13 protein-coding genes and 1 riboswitch are annotated in these 15,051 nt (G+C 43.3%); of the genes, 6 read left to right on the top strand and 7 right to left on the bottom strand.

Annotated elements, in window-relative coordinates; genetic code table 11:
* Positions 1-46: 46 nt before the first annotated feature.
* Both D8836_RS00630 and D8836_RS00635 read right to left on the bottom strand, forming a co-directional pair.
* Positions 47-505: a DUF3021 domain-containing protein gene (locus D8836_RS00630; protein ID WP_045612379.1), complete on the bottom strand. Its 459-nt coding sequence runs from the start codon at positions 503-505 to the stop codon at positions 47-49.
* Complete coding sequence (locus D8836_RS00635; RefSeq protein ID WP_125392856.1) at positions 502-942, bottom strand: LytTR family DNA-binding domain-containing protein; 441 nt, start codon at positions 940-942, stop codon at positions 502-504. The genes D8836_RS00630 and D8836_RS00635 overlap by 4 nt, the downstream gene beginning before the upstream one ends.
* A gap of 206 nt (positions 943-1,148) precedes the next feature.
* Between D8836_RS00635 and mutL the strand changes: the two genes are divergently transcribed.
* From mutL to D8836_RS00655, 3 genes are read left to right on the top strand one after another with little or no spacing between them, the layout of a single operon-like run.
* Positions 1,149-3,098: a DNA mismatch repair endonuclease MutL gene (gene mutL / locus D8836_RS00645; RefSeq protein ID WP_125392857.1), complete on the top strand. Its 1,950-nt coding sequence runs from the start codon at positions 1,149-1,151 to the stop codon at positions 3,096-3,098.
* A gap of 15 nt (positions 3,099-3,113) precedes the next feature.
* On the top strand, positions 3,114-3,707 hold the full coding sequence (gene ruvA, locus D8836_RS00650; RefSeq protein ID WP_125392858.1) for a Holliday junction branch migration protein RuvA: 594 nt from the start codon (positions 3,114-3,116) through the stop codon (positions 3,705-3,707).
* Between the two features lie 9 nt (positions 3,708-3,716).
* Positions 3,717-4,280, top strand: a complete 564-nt coding sequence (locus D8836_RS00655; RefSeq protein ID WP_125392859.1) for a DNA-3-methyladenine glycosylase I — start codon at positions 3,717-3,719, stop codon at positions 4,278-4,280.
* 84 nt (positions 4,281-4,364) lie between these two features.
* Here D8836_RS00655 and D8836_RS00660 read toward each other — a convergent pair whose 3' ends face one another.
* The 5 genes from D8836_RS00660 to D8836_RS00680 form a co-directional block, all read right to left on the bottom strand.
* The gene (locus D8836_RS00660; RefSeq protein ID WP_000166114.1) at positions 4,365-4,628 is read right to left on the bottom strand and encodes a SemiSWEET family transporter; all 264 of its coding nucleotides are present in this window, start codon (positions 4,626-4,628) and stop codon (positions 4,365-4,367) included.
* A gap of 105 nt (positions 4,629-4,733) precedes the next feature.
* The gene (locus D8836_RS00665; protein ID WP_000255140.1) at positions 4,734-5,768 is read right to left on the bottom strand and encodes a S66 family peptidase; all 1,035 of its coding nucleotides are present in this window, start codon (positions 5,766-5,768) and stop codon (positions 4,734-4,736) included.
* 161 nt (positions 5,769-5,929) lie between these two features.
* Positions 5,930-6,277, bottom strand: a complete 348-nt coding sequence (locus tag D8836_RS00670; protein ID WP_000331824.1) for a hypothetical protein — start codon at positions 6,275-6,277, stop codon at positions 5,930-5,932.
* A gap of 15 nt (positions 6,278-6,292) precedes the next feature.
* A complete protein-coding gene (locus tag D8836_RS00675) occupies positions 6,293-6,970 on the bottom strand; it encodes a DUF1129 domain-containing protein (protein WP_125392860.1) in 678 nt (225 codons plus the stop codon).
* Between the two features lie 11 nt (positions 6,971-6,981).
* Positions 6,982-7,926: a magnesium transporter CorA family protein gene (locus D8836_RS00680; RefSeq protein ID WP_000815623.1), complete on the bottom strand. Its 945-nt coding sequence runs from the start codon at positions 7,924-7,926 to the stop codon at positions 6,982-6,984.
* 131 nt (positions 7,927-8,057) lie between these two features.
* On the opposite strand from D8836_RS00680, the gene uvrA reads away from it, so the two are divergent.
* The 3 genes from uvrA to mgtA all read left to right on the top strand — a co-directional run bounded on the left by uvrA (position 8,058) and on the right by mgtA (position 15,006).
* On the top strand, positions 8,058-10,889 hold the full coding sequence (gene uvrA / locus D8836_RS00685) for an excinuclease ABC subunit UvrA (protein WP_125392861.1): 2,832 nt from the start codon (positions 8,058-8,060) through the stop codon (positions 10,887-10,889).
* A complete protein-coding gene (locus D8836_RS00690) occupies positions 10,882-11,943 on the top strand; it encodes a M24 family metallopeptidase (protein WP_061758925.1) in 1,062 nt (353 codons plus the stop codon). Before uvrA ends, D8836_RS00690 begins: the two co-directional genes overlap by 8 nt.
* A gap of 57 nt (positions 11,944-12,000) precedes the next feature.
* Positions 12,001-12,151, top strand: a riboswitch (M-box (ykoK) riboswitch).
* 194 nt (positions 12,152-12,345) lie between these two features.
* A complete protein-coding gene (mgtA, locus tag D8836_RS00695) occupies positions 12,346-15,006 on the top strand; it encodes a magnesium-translocating P-type ATPase (RefSeq protein ID WP_125392862.1) in 2,661 nt (886 codons plus the stop codon).
* The last annotated feature ends 45 nt before the right edge of the window (positions 15,007-15,051 follow it).

Raw genomic sequence — 15,051 nt, forward strand, 5'->3', positions numbered from 1 at the left:
CTTAGGCTTGACTTTTTTATTATTCCAAGTGGTTTTATCAGCACTCTTACTTTTTATGCTTCAAGAGTTGATTGATATGGTCCACTTTTTTAGCTTCTCTTTTATAGAGAATAGCCCAAATGATGAGGTAGACAATCGCAAACTCGATAATGAGCTGGAGATAGAAGATCCAGTGGAAGGGAAACCAACCTGCTAGGGTTGCTAGTGGGACAAAGCCAGCCAGCATGAGGAAGAAATGGGTCAGAGTCGCACGGAGCAAGCTCCAGTCACGGCTGAATAATCGCTTGCCAAAGTTGAAGAGAATACCGATAGCTGCCCAAATAAGTGTGCAGTAGAGCAAGACCAGGGCACCGTGAACCTGATGTTGAGCCATCACTTGGCCGATGATAGAGTAGGGATTTAGCGGTGCGTAGGTATTTGGTGCATAAATGAGTGAAAAGATGATAGAGAGGATGAGGCCGATGAGGACACCAGCAGCTGCGTCGTGGAAAATTTGTTTTTTCATAGTTCTAATTTCTCCTTGATGGTTTTTAGGTAACGGCGTGAAGAGTAGGTGAAACTTTCGTTTTTTAGAAAGATTTCTACTAGACCGTTGGGGGTTAGCTTGAGATGAGAGATAGAGTCGATATTGACGATTTCAGATTGAGAAATTTGGATAAAAGTTGTTGGCAGAATTTCAAGGACCTGATAGAGTCGCAAATCAATGGTGTAGGTCTGACTCGCCGTTTCTGCTAGAACCTTCCGATTCTCGATATAGAAGCGTTGAATCTTGCCAATCTCAACGAGATAGACCTGATTATCAATTTTCCCTTTGATTTTTTCTGTTAGATCCAGATTTTCTGCGAACTCGATGACTTTCTGGACTTTATCTGTCGGCTGAGGTGCTTGGACAATCAGTTTTTCTTCCTTGTAAGTCTCACTAATCTGTAGTTCTACTTTCATAAATTTCTCTCCTTGTTTTTCATACAAAATTGTGATCACTTCTTATACACCTTTATTAAACACTATTTTACGATACCTGACAAGGGACTTTGTCTATGTGGAGGGATTTGGTTCCTATGTGGTGCTTGCTTTTCTGTCCTTTCTGAAATATGGTATAATAGCACTAATCAATTTCTAGGAAAATAGATACAGAAAGGGGCTGAAAGATGTCTCATATTATTGAATTGCCAGAGGTGCTGGCAAACCAGATTGCAGCTGGAGAGGTTATCGAGCGTCCAGCTAGCGTTGTTAAGGAGCTGGTAGAAAACGCCATTGACGCGGGTTCTAGTCAGATTATCATTGAGATTGAGGAAGCTGGTCTCAAGAAAATTCAAATCACAGATAATGGCCATGGAATTGCCCACGATGAGGTGGAATTGGCCCTGCGCCGCCATGCAACTAGTAAGATAAAAAATCAGGCAGACCTTTTTCGGATTCGGACGCTTGGTTTTCGTGGTGAAGCCTTGCCTTCTATTGCGTCTGTCAGTGTCTTAACTCTGTTGACTGCGGTGGATGGCGCAAGCCACGGGACTAAGTTAGTTGCGCGTGGAGGTGAAGTCGAAGAAGTCATCCCAGCGACCAGTCCAGTGGGAACCAAGGTTTGTGTGGAGGATCTCTTTTTCAACACGCCTGCCCGTCTCAAGTATATGAAGAGCCAGCAAGCAGAGTTGTCTCATATCATTGATATCGTCAACCGTCTGGGCTTGGCCCATCCTGAGATTTCTTTTAGTTTGATCAGTGATGGCAAGGAAATGACGCGAACAGCAGGGACTGGTCAACTGCGCCAAGCTATCGCAGGAATTTATGGTTTGGCGAGTGCCAAGAAGATGATTGAAATTGAGAACTCTGACCTAGATTTCGAAATTTCAGGCTTTGTATCCTTGCCTGAGTTAACTCGAGCCAACCGTAACTATATCAGCCTCTTCATCAATGGTCGTTATATCAAGAACTTTCTACTCAACCGTGCTATTTTGGACGGTTATGGGAGCAAGCTCATGGTAGGTCGCTTTCCACTGGCTGTCATTCACATCCATATCGACCCTTATCTAGCGGATGTCAATGTGCATCCGACCAAGCAAGAGGTGCGGATTTCTAAGGAAAAAGAACTGATGATGCTGGTTTCAGAAGCTATTGCAAACAGTCTCAAGGAACAAACCTTGATACCAGATGCCTTGGAAAATCTTGCCAAATCGACCGTGCGCAATCGTGAGAAGGTGGAGCAAACTATTCTCCCGCTCAAAGAAAATATGCTTTACTATGAGAAAAGTGAGCCGTCAAGACCCAGTCGAGCTGAGGTGGCTGATTATCAGGTAGAATTGACTGATGAAGGACAGGATTTGACTTTATTTGCCAAGGAAACCTTGGACCAGCTGACCAAGCCCGCAAAACTGCATTTTGCAGAGAGAAAACCTGCTAACTATGACCAATTAGACCATCCAGAGTTAGACCTAGCTAGTCTTGATAAGGCCTATGACAAGCTGGAGCGAGAAGAATCATCCATCTTCCCAGAGTTGGAATTTTTCGGACAAATGCACGGGACTTATCTCTTTGCCCAAGGGCGAGATGGGCTCTACATCATAGACCAGCATGCGGCTCAGGAACGGGTCAAGTACGAGGAATACCGTGAAAGCATAGGCGATGTTGATCAGAGCCAGCAGCAACTCCTAGTACCCTACATCTTTGAATTTCCAGCGGATGATGCGCTTCGTCTCAAGGAAAGAATGCCTCTTTTGGAGGAAGTGGGTGTCTTTCTAGCAGAGTACGGGAAAAATCAATTCATCCTACGTGAACATCCTATTTGGATGGCAGAGGAGGAGATTGAGTCAGGTATCTATGAAATGTGCGATATGCTGCTCTTGACTAAGGAAGTTTCTATCAAGAAATACCGAGCAGAGCTGGCTATTATGATGTCCTGCAAGCGGTCTATCAAGGCCAACCATCGTATTGACGACCATTCGGCCAGACAGCTCCTTTATCAACTTTCTCAATGTGACAATCCCTATAACTGTCCTCACGGACGTCCTGTTTTGGTGCATTTTACCAAGTCGGATATGGAAAAAATGTTCCGACGCATTCAGGAAAATCACACCAGTCTCCGTGAGTTGGGGAAATATTAAACTAAAAGGAAAACTATGTACGAATATTTCAAAGGAATCATTACCAAAATCACTGCCAAATACATTGTTCTTGAAACTAACGGTATCGGCTATATCCTGCATGTGGCCAATCCCTATGCTTACTCAGGTCAGGTCAATCAAGAAACTCAAATTTATTTGCACCAAGTTGTCCGTGAGGACGCTCATCTGCTTTATGGATTTCGCTCAGAAGACGAGAAGAAGCTCTTTCTCAGTCTGATTTCGGTCTCTGGGATTGGTCCTGTATCAGCTCTGGCTATCATCGCTGCCGATGACAATGCTGGCTTGGTTCAAGCAATTGAAACTAAGAACATCACCTACTTGACCAAATTCCCTAAAATTGGCAAGAAAACAGCCCAGCAGATGGTGCTGGACTTGGAAGGCAAGGTAGTAGTTGCAGGAGATGACCTTCCTGCTAAGGTAGCAGTGCAAGCTAGCGCTGAAAACCAAGAATTGGAAGAAGCCATGGAAGCCATGTTGGCTCTGGGCTACAAGGCAACAGAGCTCAAGAAAATCAAGAAATTCTTTGAAGGAACGACAGATACAGCTGAGAACTATATCAAGTCTGCCCTCAAAATGTTGGTCAAATAGGAGCAGAGCATGACAAAACGTTGTTCGTGGGTCAAGATGACCAATCCGCTCTACATTGCCTATCATGATGAGGAATGGGGTCAGCCCCTCCATGATGACCAAGCATTGTTTGAGTTGTTGTGTATGGAAACCTATCAGGCAGGCCTGTCTTGGGAAACGGTGCTCAACAAACGACATGCTTTCCGAGAAGCCTTTCATGGCTATCAAATTCAAGCGGTCGCAGAGATGACTGATACCGAATTGGAAAACTTGCTGGAGAATCCAGCCATCATCCGAAATAGAGCCAAGATTTTTGCTACACGCGCTAACGCCCAAGCCTTTCTACGACTACAGGCAGAGTACGGCTCTTTTGATGCCTATCTTTGGTCTTTTGTTGAGGGGAAAACGATCGTTAACGATGTTCCCGATTACCGCCAAGCCCCAGCTAAAACACCTCTGTCTGAGAAGTTAGCCAAAGATTTCAAAAAACGAGGCTTCAAGTTCACAGGCCCAGTCGCCGTCTTATCTTTTCTACAGGCTGCAGGGCTGGTTAATGACCATGAGAATGATTGTGAGTGGAAAAGCAGCAATTAGTGAGTACAGGTAACTAGCATATCTGAGAATATAGAAAAAAGCTGAGAAATTTTTCCCAGCTTTTTATATATACTATTAGATTTGTTAGAGTGAAGTCAAAAAAGTGATTCCACCTAAAATAACACCAGCTGAATTTGGAATGATTAGTATCCAATCCTTCTTAGGTTCCTTTGTCCATCCATAAATAACCCAGATTAAGCAAGATATAGCAGCTGATAAAGGTTGAAATGGTTGAGCTTTATTTCCCTGTAAATTAGCGATAATTTGAGGTATGTAGGCAATAAATACTATAATTCCAATAAAGGCACCAATAGAACCTACGATTCGATTAATTTTTTGTTTTGTCATATACACCTCCTTCAAAAGGATATCATAGAAATTAGCGAAATGCAATAAATTCAGATACAAATTGTAACGAAAACGAATACAAAAGCACAAAAATAGAGAAACTATTTATTTTTTGTTATAGTCAAAGCGAATGATTTGCTCCTTTGCATCTACATAGGCGTGAACTCCGAAGGGTACAATTGCTCTTGGAGTTGCGTGGCCGACATTTAGATTATAGATAATCGGGATATTGCTGTCAATAATATCCAATAGTGCCTCTTTATAGTCGTCATAGAAAGTTTCATCCATAGGTTTTCCGACCAAGAGTCCACTGATGACCTCGAATATACCAGTGTCTTTTAAAGTCCGCAACATATTTTTGAAGTCTTCCAGCTCAGGCTTTTCTTCGCTTGTTTCTAGCAAGAGGATTTTTCCTTCCCAGTCTGACAAGTCAGGGAAAAGTTTGTATTTTTGGCAGAGCTCCGTGCTATCTGCGTATCGAGAGTTGTCAAAGATATCGTAGAGGGATTCGAGGCAACCACCGAGGATTTTTCCCTCGAACTGGGCATTTCCCCGCAACAGCTCGAAACCAGTATTTGCATGACTGACACGAGGTGTCCCCAGAGCCTTGGGACTGAAGTCAGTCCTTTCATCATACCAAACGTCACTAGGGCGGATTTCTGAGATTCTTCCCGTCTCAATCAATTCTTTAAAGTAGTGGAGGCTATAGGTCAGCACTTCCTTGTCCAATTCACAAATGTCTGCTAGGAAGGATTGACCATAAAAAGTTTTGATTCCTAGTTTATGCAACATGAGATGGTTCATGGTTGTATCCGAGAAGCCAAGAAAAATTTTTTGTTTGATAACCTTTTGTAGTTGGTCATTTTCAAAAAGATAAGGTAGTAAGCGATAGGTATCGTCTCCACCGATGGCGCATAGGATCATGTCGATGCTATCATCAGAAAAGGCATGAATCAAATCCTCTGCACGAGCTTCAGGATGGTCCTTGATAAAGTCTAATCCTTTTAGCGAATGAGGCAAAAAGGTAGGATTGAGTCCCAGGTTCTTGAGACGTTGGACACCCAAGTCCACTTCGTGTTTGACAAAGTCCTCTCCGATAATGCCACTAGATAAACTAACAACACCAATAGTAGAAACCATATTTCTTCCTCCTAGAAATTGATTGAGCCTATTTTATCATAAAAGATGGGAGAAAACTATAGGGAAAAGGGTAGAGGGAAGCTTGTAGGCAAGCAAGTGAAAAAGCAACCGCTGGTGCAGTTGCTTTTCGTTTTCTAATCAGTAATCTCGCTAGATATGAGTTACTTGGTCAACTCTTGATTATAGGAGAGAGCCAAATCAATCCAGTAAGGCAATTCTTTTTGGCCTTCTATATCTAAGTCTATATACCCATGATAAAGGCGCCCCCTCATCAATGTAGTATGAGCTCCTGTTCGGGGTAGAACTTGCTTCTCCATTTCCTTACCAATTCTGACCATAACCAGTTCATCCTTTCTGGAACTGACAGTAAGGACCATTTTACCACGAATCATAAAGGCCAGGCCACCAAACAGCTTCTTTTCTTCTAGCTCTTCTTCGAAAATTTGGGGAGGAAGTTTGAGCGCTAGAATTTTTCGAATCTGCTGAGCTAAAGATTGACTATATGCCATAGCTCTTTCCTTTTCTTAGTAACGTGTTGGTCCTGCACTTGCGCTACGGATATTCAAGCGTTTCTTGAGATAGAAGCGAAGGGCTAGGAGGGCTGCTCCAATAATAGCTAGTGGCAATGGAGCAAGTACTGGGTTAAGGCTAGCTGGTAGGAAGCTTGTCGCAAAGAAGACAAGCAACCAAAGGAACATAGAAACTAGGATAACCAGTACAGATTTCCAGAAAGGTGGACGTTGACTGCGGTCCATGTCTGGTCCATAATATTGGTAAACAAAGTAGTACATCAAGTAGAAGGCAAATCCACCAACCAGTCCAACTAATAGGAGAGTGACAAATCCATAGCCGAAAGCTTGATCTGCCACAAAGAAAGTTGTGAGGGCGCTGACGAGGGCAAAGAGGCTAGTGATGAAAAGAGCTGAGTCCATAATCATGAGTTTCGGATCGTCATTTTCCTTTGGATGCTCTTTTTCATATTGTTCCTTGACAGTGAAACTATGAGCCCAATGGGTCGGTGCGCCATAGAGGGAACGAGCAGTCGTACCCTTGGCTTGCTCTTCAAGAATTTGAGGAATGACTTCCTCAAAAATAGCCTTGATTTCAGCGTCTGTTTTCCCATCTTTGATGAATTGTTGGGTAGCGATGTGGACAAACTCTTGGTTTTTCTTAGTTAATTTTTGTAGATCAATCTGAGACATAGGAACTCCTCTTAGAACCATTTTTTATGGATGAGATAGAGAGTGAGCGAGACACTCATAGCAAAGGCGATAAAGACGATTAACCAGAAGGCATTCGGCTCGCCGTTTAGGGGGATTTCATTATCCTTAAAGTTCATCCCGTAGGCAGAAAAGACCATGGTTGGGATGGACATGACGATGGTCACAAGGGCCAAGGTTTTCATGATGTTGTTCTGGTTGTTAGAAATGATAGAGGCGAAGGTCTCTGTCATAGAATGCAAGACGTTTCCATAAATGTCTGCCATCTCGATGGCCTGTTGGGTTTCAATCAGGGTGTCTTCAAGCAGGTCTTCGTCCTCAAGGTATTTCTTGATATTGCTGGTTGAGCTGGTCAATTTCTTAATCACACGCTCATTTGTTTTGAGGGAAGCCTTGAAATAGACGATGGTTTTTTCCAATTCCATGAGTTCAATCAATTCTTCATTACGAGTTGATTGATGCAGTTGACTTTCAATCTGTTCACTCTTGCGGTCAATCGAACGAAGGGCTGTTAGGTAAAGCTCTGCATTACGATAGAGAATCTGAAAGATAAAACGCGAACGCATGAAGGTATAGAAATTACGTAATCGACGGTTGATAAAGACATCGAGGACCGGTAATGGTTCCAAACAAGTAGTGATAATGGTTTCCTCTGTGATGATAATACCAAGCGGGATGGTTACGTAGTAGGTGCGATTATTTCTTTCTTCTGTGACCGGCACGTCAACGATAATCAGGGTGTACTCATCTTCAATGGTAATACGAGACATTTCTTCCGCATCGAGCGGTGCTCGAAGGTCGGCGATATCAATATCGAAGGCGTTGGCGATTTCGAGTGATTCATTTTGAGTTGGATTAACGAGATTGATCCAAGTACCCGGTTCAAGCGTATCGATCTCTTTAAATTCAGTTGTTGTAGAGAGAAAAACTTGTTTCATATCCCTTATCCTTTCTCATTTTTCAGATTTTTTCACACCGTACTATTATACTACAAAATCGGCCTTTTGGGTAATAGAATCTCACTTTTTTTGGTATAATGGTAAGCAATAATGGACTAGAAAGAACAAAGATGCAAGATAAAATTGTCATTCATGGGGCGCGTGCCCATAATTTAAAAAATATTGATGTGGAGATTCCGCGAGACAAGCTGGTTGTTGTGACCGGCTTGTCAGGTTCAGGGAAATCCAGTCTGGCCTTTGATACCCTCTATGCTGAGGGACAACGCCGCTATGTGGAGAGTTTGTCAGCCTACGCTCGTCAGTTCTTGGGAAATATGGAAAAACCAGATGTAGATGCCATTGATGGTCTCAGCCCAGCTATTTCCATCGACCAGAAAACGACTAGTAAAAATCCTCGCTCGACGGTGGGAACCACGACTGAAATCAATGACTATCTGCGTCTCCTCTACGCACGTGTGGGGACGCCTTACTGTATCAACGGGCATGGAGCTATCAAGGCTTCTTCGGTGGAGCAAATCGTGGATAAGGTTTTGGAGTTACCTGAACGCCAGCGCCTACAAATTTTAGCACCAGTCATTCGTAAGAAAAAAGGCCAACATAAGAGTGTTATCGAGAAGGTTCAGAAAGATGGGTATGTCCGTGTCCGTGTGGATGGGGAAGTCTATGATGTGACCGAAGTGCCAGAGTTGTCTAAGAGCAAGCAACACAATATTGATGTCGTGGTTGACCGTATTGTCATCAAGGAGGGTATTCGTAGTCGTCTCTTTGATTCCATTGAGGCTGCCCTTCGTATTGCAGAAGGTTATGTCATTATCGACACTATGGACGACTCTGAGTTGCTCTTCTCTGAGCATTATGCCTGCCCAGTTTGTGGATTTACTGTTCCAGAGTTAGAGCCGCGTCTCTTCTCCTTCAATGCTCCCTTTGGCTCTTGTAGTGAGTGTGACGGCTTGGGTATCAAGCTGGAGGTGGATACTGATTTGGTAGTGCCAGATGCCGGCAAAACCTTACGTGAGGGGGCGCTAGCGCCGTGGAATCCTATCTCATCCAACTACTATCCAAACATGCTAGAGCAGGCTATGACAGCTTTTGGAGTGGATATGGATAAGCCTTTTGAGGACTTGTCAGAAGAGGATAAGAACTTGATTCTCTATGGGTCAGATGGCAAGGAATTCCATTTCCACTATGAAAATGAATTTGGTGGCGTGCGGGATATCGATATTCCTTTTGAGGGAGTTGTCAATAATATCAAACGTCGCTACCATGAAACTAATAGTGACTACACCCGCACCCAGATGCGCCTTTATATGAATGAGCTGACCTGCGGAACTTGTCATGGTTATCGTCTCAATGACCAGGCCCTGTCTGTCCGTGTTGGTGGTGAGCAAGGACCACATATCGGAGAAATTTCAGACTTGTCTATCGCAGACCACTTGGACTTGGTAAGCCAGTTGACTCTATCTGAAAATGAAGCCATCATTGCTCGTCCCATTCTCAAGGAAATCAAGGACCGTTTGACCTTCCTTAATAACGTGGGTCTTAACTATCTGACTCTGTCACGTTCGGCAGGAACCCTTTCAGGTGGGGAAAGTCAGCGTATTCGTTTGGCAACACAAATTGGTTCCAACCTATCAGGCGTCCTCTATATCCTAGATGAGCCATCGATTGGGCTCCACCAGAGGGATAATGATCGTTTGATTGCCAGTCTGAAAAAGATGCGTGATTTGGGTAATACTCTCATCGTGGTAGAACATGACGAAGATACCATGCGTGAGGCGGATTATCTGATTGACGTTGGTCCTGGTGCAGGTGTTTTTGGTGGGGAGATTGTTGCCGCAGGTACGCCTAAGCAGGTTGCTCGCAACAGCAAATCTATCACAGGCCAGTACTTGTCAGGCAAACGTGCCATTCCAGTGCCAGAAGAGCGCCGTACCGGAAATGGTCGTTTTATCGAAGTGACAGGAGCGCGTGAGAACAACCTGCAAAATGTCACAGCTCGCTTCCCATTAGGAAAATTCATCGCAGTGACAGGGGTATCAGGTTCAGGTAAATCTACCCTAATCAATAGCATTCTCAAAAAAGCTATTGCCCAGAAGCTCAACCGTAATTCAGACAAGCCTGGTAAATTTAAGACTATTACAGGGATTGAGAATGTTGATCGTTTGATTGACATTGACCAGAGTCCAATTGGAAGAACGCCGAGGTCTAACCCTGCTACCTATACGGGAGTTTTTGACGATATACGTGACCTCTTTGCCCAGACAAATGAGGCTAAGATTCGTGGTTACAAAAAGGGACGTTTCAGTTTCAATGTCAAGGGTGGTCGTTGTGAAGCCTGCTCAGGTGACGGGATTATCAAGATTGAGATGCACTTCTTGCCAGATGTTTACGTGGCTTGTGAAGTCTGCCACGGGACTCGCTACAATAGTGAAACCCTAGAAGTTCATTACAAGGAAAAGAATATCTCGCAGGTCTTGGACATGACTGTCAATGATGCGGTGGAATTTTTCCAACACATTCCGAAAATTCAACGCAAACTTCAGACCATCAAGGATGTAGGGCTAGGCTATGTGACGCTAGGTCAACCAGCTACCACTCTTTCTGGGGGAGAAGCCCAGCGTATGAAGCTGGCTAGCGAACTCCACAAACGCTCGACAGGCAAGTCATTCTATATTCTGGATGAACCGACGACAGGACTCCATACAGAGGATATCGCTCGCTTGCTCAAGGTTTTAGCTCGCTTTGTTGACGATGGCAATACAGTCCTTGTTATCGAGCACAATTTAGACGTTATCAAGACAGCAGACCATATTATTGACTTGGGACCTGAGGGCGGTGTCGGTGGTGGAACCATCATCGCAACAGGAACTCCAGAAGAAGTAGCGACCAACGAAGCCAGCTACACAGGACAGTATTTGAAAGGAAAGTTACATCATGAATAAACGCGTACAAGCATTTCTAGCTAAAATGCAAGAAAAAGAACTAGATGGTATTATCATCAATAACCTTAAAAACGTCTATTACCTGACTGGTTTTTGGGGCTCAAATGGAACAGTCTTTATCAGCCGTGACCGTCAGGTCTTGGTGACAGACTCTCGCTATATCATTGCAGCCAAGCAAGAAACCAGTGGTTTTGAGATTGTGGCTGACCGTGATGAATTGGCTGTCATTGCAGGCATTGTTAAGGACATGGGCTTGTCTCGAATCGGTTTTGAAGATGAGATTTCAGTTTCTTATTATCATCGTATGCAGGCCGCCTTTGAAGGAATTGACTTGCTTCCACAAACTCAGTTTGTTGAAGGTCTTCGAATGATTAAGGATGAGGCGGAGATTGCAGCTATTCGCAAGGCTTGTTCTATCTCAGACCAAGCTTTCCGCGATGCGCTTGACTTTATTAAGCCAGGAAAGACTGAAATTGAGATTGCCAACTTCCTTGACTTCCGCATGCGTGAGTTGGGAGCATCTGGCTTGTCTTTTGACACTATTCTAGCTAGCGGTATCAACTCTTCTAAGCCCCATGCCCATCCTATGCACAAACCAGTGGAGCTGGGAGAAGCTATTACCATGGACTTCGGTTGCCTTTATGACCACTATGTTAGCGATATGACCCGGACTATCTATCTAGGGCATGTTAGCGACGAGCAGGCAGAAATTTACAATACGGTTTTGAAAGCAAACCAGGCCTTGATTGACCAAGCTAAGGCTGGCTTAGGTTTCCGTGACTTTGACAAAATTCCTCGTGATATTATCATCGAGGCAGGCTATGGCGACTACTTTACCCACGGTATCGGACACGGTATTGGACTGGATATCCATGAGGAACCATACTTTAGCCAGACTTCTACAGAAACTATTAAGGCAGGTATGGCCTTGACAGACGAGCCGGGTATTTATATTGAAGGCAAATATGGTGTTCGTATCGAGGATGATATTCTGATTACAGAAACAGGTTGTGAATTGTTGACCCTAGCTCCAAAAGAGTTGATAGTCATTTAAGAGTTAAACAACTCAAATGATTGACTTTTAAATTTTAAAGGTTTATACTGAAAAACGAAAACGGTAGGTGAGGCTACCATAGGGATACGGATGACTACCGCAAAGCAGTGGAGACACTACTCGTTGGTCAACAGTCCTGGTCGCGAAGGCCAAGACTAAGCTCATTACATTGCCCTATGGAGTTAAAGCTTGAACGAAAAACAGATAATTAGTTTTTTAATCCTGCCATTTTATGGTGGGATTTTCTACTGTTTAAATCAAAGAAAGGAGATAGACGATGCAAATTGACGATCACCCGGAACCGCACATACACAGCCAATCGCTGATTTGTGTCGTTCTACCCTTATAAAGTGATTGGTCTCTGTGTATGAAACACATCATTCATACAGATAGGAGAAACCAATGAAAACTACAAAAGAAAGATTAGCAACAGCTATTCATACATCTTTAAACGAAACTCTATCTTTTTATAAGACAAGTCTAACAGGCTTGACTGAGGAGCAGGTGGAGAAAAATCGTGACCTATATGGCGAAAATACCATCACAAAGGGTCAAGAAGACAGTATCCTCAAAAAGATTTACGAATCCATTATCAATCCTTTTACCATCATCTTGCTGGTCATCGCCATGATTTCCTTGGTGACCAATGTCTGGTTGGCAAAACCAGGTCAAGAAGATCCGACAACTTCCATTATCATCGTTGTCCTAGTCCTCATTTCTGGTGGCATACGCTTTGTCCAAGAACTCCGTAGTGATAAGGCTGCGACCAATCTATCAAAAATGATTGTCAACACAGCGACTGTCATTCGTCAAGGAGAAATCCAAGAAGTACCTATCGATGATTTGGTAGTAGGTGACGTGGTTAAATTAAGCGCTGGAGACATGATTCCAGCAGATCTTCTTTTATTTGAGTCGCGCGATTTCTTTGTACAACAGTCGGGCTTGACAGGTGAAAGTGAATCGGTTGAAAAATTGGCCTTGACCAAGGCAACAGTTCAACAATCTGATAGTCTGCTGGAAGCAGAAGCGCTCGCCTTTATGGGAACCAATGTCTTGTCTGGTAGTGCTAAGGCCGTGGTTTTGGCGGTTGGTGATGATACCATGATGGGGGCCATTGAGCAGACTTTGAACACCTATGACGAGCCTACTTCGTTTGAGCGAGAAATGAATAGTATTTCGTGGCTCTTGATTCGTTTGATGCTGGTCATGGTGCCCATCGTTTTCTTGTCCAATGGTTTAACAGATGGCGACTGGTTGGAAGCTGGCGTATTTGCTTTGAGTGTTGGTGTTGGGCTTACACCTGAGATGCTTCCTATGATTATCACGGCCAGTCTAGCAAAAGGCTCCATCATTATGGCCAAGGAAAAAGTGGTTATCAAGAAACTCAATGCCATACAGGACTTAGGGGCTATTGATATTTTGTGTACAGATAAGACAGGGACTCTAACCCAAGACGAAATTGTCCTTGAATATCCCTTGGACATCCACGGACGCTTGGATTTGACCGTCTTGAGACGAGCTTATCTCAATTCTTATTTTCAAACGGGCTTGAAAAATTTGATGGACAGAGCCATCATCAAACGGACTGAAAAGGAAGCCAAAGAACACACCCTCTTGCAAAATCTGGCTCAAACTTTTCAAAAAATAGATGAGCTCCCCTTTGATTTTGAACGTAGACGGATGAGTGTTATCGTTAAGGATGAACACGAAGTTGTTAGTTTGGTAACCAAGGGTGCCCTAGAGGAAATGTTGACGATTTCCAGTTATGCGGAATACCAAGGAGTGATTACTCCCTTGACAGATGTTATTAGAGAAGAAATTTTAGCAGAAGTCAGACAACTAAATCAACAAGGTTTGCGTGTCTTGGGAGTGGCCTATAAGTCAGGTTTGAGGGAAGGCCATGCCTATACAGTTGATGATGAAGGGGATATGATTCTAACTGGTTATTTAGCCTTCCTAGATCCTCCTAAACCATCTGCAGCACCAGCAATTAAGGCTCTGTTAGAACATGGGGTTCAAACAAAGATTTTGACGGGAGACAACGAAAAAGTTACCCAAGCAGTCTGTGAAAAGGTTGGTTTGGATATCAATCAGATGCTGTTGGGGTCTGAAATTGATCAGATGAGTGATCAAGAATTGGCCCAAGCCGTAGAGGAGGTAACAGTCTTTGCCAAACTTTCACCTGACCAAAAAGCGAGGATTATTTTGCAATTTAAGGCTAATGGTCATGCTGTCGGTTATATGGGAGATGGGATCAATGATGCTCCTTCTATGAAAGTTGCAGATGTGGGGATTTCTGTTGATACAGCAGTAGATATTGCCAAAGAAACAGCTGATGTTATCCTACTTGATAAGGATCTCATGGTGCTTGAAAAAGGACTTGTTGAAGGGCGTAAGGTCTATGCCAATATGACTAAATATATCAAAATGACAGTGAGTTCTAATTTTGGAAATATCTTATCCCTATTGGTCTCTGGAATCTTTTTGCCATTTTTACCAATGGCACCAGTCCATTTGATTATTCTAAATCTAGTCTATGATTTGTCTTGTATTGCCTTGCCTTTTGACAAGGTGGATAAAGATTTTTTGAGAAATCCGCATATATGGGAAGCTAAGTCCATCACACGTTTCATGGTTTGGATGGGGCCTATCTCTTCTGCCTTTGACATTTTGACCTTTATTTTGCTCTATTTTATCATTGTACCCATGACGACAGGTCAAGCCTATGTCCATGGAGCGGAGTCTGCTGTAGGATTTATTGTCTTGTTTCAGACAGGTTGGTTTATCGAGTCCATGTGGTCACAGACCATGGTTATCCATATGCTGCGTTCAGCCAAAATTCCCTTTTTACAAAGTCGTCCAGCTTGGCTAGTCCTTGTGACAACCCTATTGGCTGCAGCCTTTGTGACCTTCCTTCCCTACAGTCCACTAGCTAGCCTTCTCCATCTAACTCCTTTAAAATCGATTTATTTCATCTTTTTACTTTTCATCATTATTTTGTATATGATTAGTGTGACAATTGTGAAAAAAATCTATATCAAGAAATATCAAGAATGGCTGTAAATTTCATTTTGTCAAGAAAAAAGTACGAAAATGACGAAAAAAGTC

It is taken from the genome of Streptococcus mitis (assembly GCF_003942995.1).
Classification (GTDB): Bacteria; Bacillota; Bacilli; order Lactobacillales; family Streptococcaceae; genus Streptococcus; species Streptococcus mitis_CV.